General features: G+C 63.0%; 2 protein-coding genes. Both read left to right on the top strand.

All coding sequences use genetic code 11. From position 1 onward, the window contains the following. Positions 1-228: 228 nt before the first annotated feature. Positions 229-2148 (top strand): transglycosylase SLT domain-containing protein, encoded by a 1920-nt coding sequence (locus ACE3OH_RS21080; RefSeq protein ID WP_374357850.1) that lies wholly within the window; start codon positions 229-231, stop codon positions 2146-2148. A 28-nt stretch (positions 2149-2176) separates the two neighbouring features. Then, positions 2177-3046 (top strand): hypothetical protein, encoded by an 870-nt coding sequence (locus ACE3OH_RS21075; protein ID WP_374357847.1) that lies wholly within the window; start codon positions 2177-2179, stop codon positions 3044-3046. Positions 3047-3163 lie beyond the last annotated feature (117 nt).

The following is a 3163-nucleotide window of genomic DNA, read 5'->3' as shown; positions in this document are numbered from 1 at the left end:
CGAGATTTGCGGCAAAGCTGCGTTGTCATTCGCTGACATGGCCCGCCATGCGGCGCTCATTCCACCTTGCTTGGCCGCAAATCTCGACCCGGCGCGACCGTCGACAAAACGTCAACAGAGCCTAGTGCAAGCTGTCAGATTGCCGCGAATGGCGCGCTGGCCAAGCCGGGTGCTGTGTTAAGCTCAAACCAGCCTGTTTGTGCGACCTTGCTGATCATGAAATCCATTTTGCGTGTACTCCCCGCCCTGCTGTTCGCCACTGCCCTCACTGCCCAGGCAGCCCTGGTCGACGATATGAATGCTGCGCGCGAAGCGGCGCGCACTGGCAACTTCAACAAGCTGGCTACGCTGGCGCCGCACCTCGATGGCACGGTGCTGGAAATGTATCCGCGCTTCTGGCTGCTCGATGGGCAGATCGACAAGCTGGCCGATGGCCAGCTCAATGCGTTTTTCGAACGCTATCCAGGCGGGGTGCTGAGCGAGCGCCTGCGCGGCAACTGGCTGCGAGCGCTGGCCAAGCGCGGTGACTGGGAGAAATTCGAACGCGAATGGCCCAAGCTCGGCCAATGGGAGCTCGGCAGCGATCTGCATTGCTATCGCCTGCAGCTGGCCGTGGTGCGCCATGACAAGAATTTGCTGGAGGCCGAGGCCAAGCCGCTGTGGTTTACCGGCAAGGGCCTGCCCGAGCCGTGCGGCCCGGTGTTCGATGCCATGTTCAATGACCGGCAGCTGAGCGAAGAAGACGCCTGGGCGCGGATACGGCTGGCCTTCGATGCCAATAGCCCGGAATTTGCCGCGCAATTGCTCGATCGCCTGAAACAGCCCGCCGGCATCGATGCCAAGCGTATCCAGGCGGTGGCGGCCAAGCCGGAAAAGGCGGCGTCGCTGCTATCGGTCAACACCCGCGGTGGGCGCGAATTGGCGGTGTTTGCCGTGAGCCGGCTGGCGCGGCGTGAGCTGGGTGGCGGTGAGGCGCTGCTGGACAAACTGCATCTGCCCGAGCCGGACCGCCGCCATGCCTATAGCCAATTGGGCGAGCTGGCGATCCGCAAGCTCGACGATCGGGCGCTGGACTGGTTTGCTGCCGGCGAGCCGGCCAACCAGCTCGATGCGGAAGGCCGCGCCGCCTGGGTGCGTGCCGCCTTGCGCGCCAATGAATGGAAGATCGTCGGCCAGGTGATCGATGCCATGCCGGTGGCCGAGCGCTTTCAGCCGGCCTGGCGCTACTGGCGTGGGCGGGCGTTTTTGCAGGCCGGCCAGCGTGATGAAGCCGATCGCCGCTTTGCCGAACTACTTGGCGACCAGAGCTTTTACGGCCTGCTGGCCCGCGAAGATATGGGCAGCGTGGCGGTGGAGATGAATACCAGCCGCTACAAGCCCAGCGAGGCCGAGTTGCGCGCCGCGCGCGAGTTGCCGGCGGTGTCGCGCGCTTTGGCCCTGTTCAGCATGGATTGGCGTCTGGAAGGCGTGCGTGAATGGAACTGGGGCATGCGCGGTCTCACCGACCGGCAGCTGCTGGCGGCGGCCGAGGTGGCGCGCCAGGCCGGCTGGTACGACCGGGCCATCTACTCGGCCGAACGCACGCGCGAATTGCATGACCTGAGCCTACGTTTTCTGGCGCCTTACCACGATGTCACCACCAGCTATGCGCAAAACCTCAATCTGGATGAAGCATGGGTGTACGGCCTGATCCGCCAGGAAAGCCGTTTTGTTACGGTGGCCAAGTCCGGCGTCGGTGCCAATGGCCTGATGCAGCTGATGCCGGCGACCGCCCGCTGGGTGTCGAAAAAGATCGGGGTGCGCTATGAGCCCAGCGCGGTGAACGAGATCGGCTTCAATATCCAGCTGGGAACCTATTATCTGAAGCATGTGCTCAATAGCCTGGGTAGCCAGCCAGTCTTGGCAACCGCTGCCTACAATGCAGGACCGGGTCGCGCCAAGGCCTGGCGGGCTGATCGGGCGCTGGAAGGGGCGATCTATGCCGAGACCATCCCGTTCACCGAAACACGCGACTATGTGAAGAAGGTGATGGCCAATGCGGTGTATTACGCGCGCACCTTCGGTCATGGCGATACCTCGTTGAAACGGCGGCTCGGCGTGATTGCGGCGCGCGGCAGCAACGATATGCCGCTGGACGATACGCCCTGAGGGGCAGGCAAGTGAGGTAGCCGTGCGCATGGCGCTGCTCATCGGTGTTCTTATCTGGGCGTCGCTGCTGCAGGCAGCGCCCTTGCAGATCCGCCATGCGCCGGGGCAGAGCAGTGCCGATCAGCGCTATGCCTATTACTGGGGACTGCTGCAGGCGGCACTGGAGGCCAATCGCGCCAGGTATGGCGACTACATCTTGCAAGAGCAGGCGGCGCCGATGACCGCAGCGCGTGCCACCGCAGAGGTTGAGCGCTCAGGCCTGATCAATATCATCGTGCGCACTGCTGATCGCGAGCTGGAACGAAAGCTGCGGCCGATCCGCATTCCGCTCGACAAAGGTCTGACCGGTTACCGCCTGTTCCTGATCAATGAAGACAATCAGCCGCAGTTGGACAAAGTAAGCAACTTGGCCGAGCTGGCGCGCTTCGAGCAAGGGCAGGACCGCTCTTGGGTCGATGTAAAGATCTTGCGTGCTGCCGGCCTGCCGGTGGTGGAGGGCGAGGGCTATGACGGGCTGTTCCAGATGCTGCGCGCCGGGCGGTTTACCCTGTTTTCGCGGGGGGTAAACGAAATCGCCAGCGAATTTTCCGCCCAGCAAGGCGCGTTTCCCAAGCTGGCCATCGAGCGCCAGCTGATGCTGTATTACCCATTGCCACGCTACTTCTATGTGGCACGAGATAGCCAGGGCGAGGCGCTGGCGGCGCGTATAGAAGACGGCCTGCAACGCTTGCGCCGCTCTGGCGAATTCGATCGGCGCTACCTCGAATACAAGAAACGCGCTCTGGGCAGCCTGCAATTGTCGGGCAGGCGCCTGTTCCGCATTGCCAACCCGACCTTGCCAACCGATACGCCGATGGGGGCAGAGTGGTGGGATGATCTGAAAGCCGAACTGAAATAGCGCGGCGCACCAACAGGCTGCTAGGCTCTGTTGACATTTTGTCGGCGGATCGCGTTTCGTCGGAAAACCGCCGAGAGCAAGGCTCGCGCGCAGCGTAGTCATCTACGTCAGCATGCG

It is taken from the genome of Chitinimonas sp. (assembly GCF_041904975.1).
In the GTDB taxonomy this organism is placed as follows: Bacteria; Pseudomonadota; Gammaproteobacteria; order Burkholderiales; family Chitinimonadaceae; genus Chitinimonas.
The sequence above is the reverse complement of the archived record's forward strand: the minus strand, read 5'-3'. Positions and strand labels throughout refer to the sequence as shown.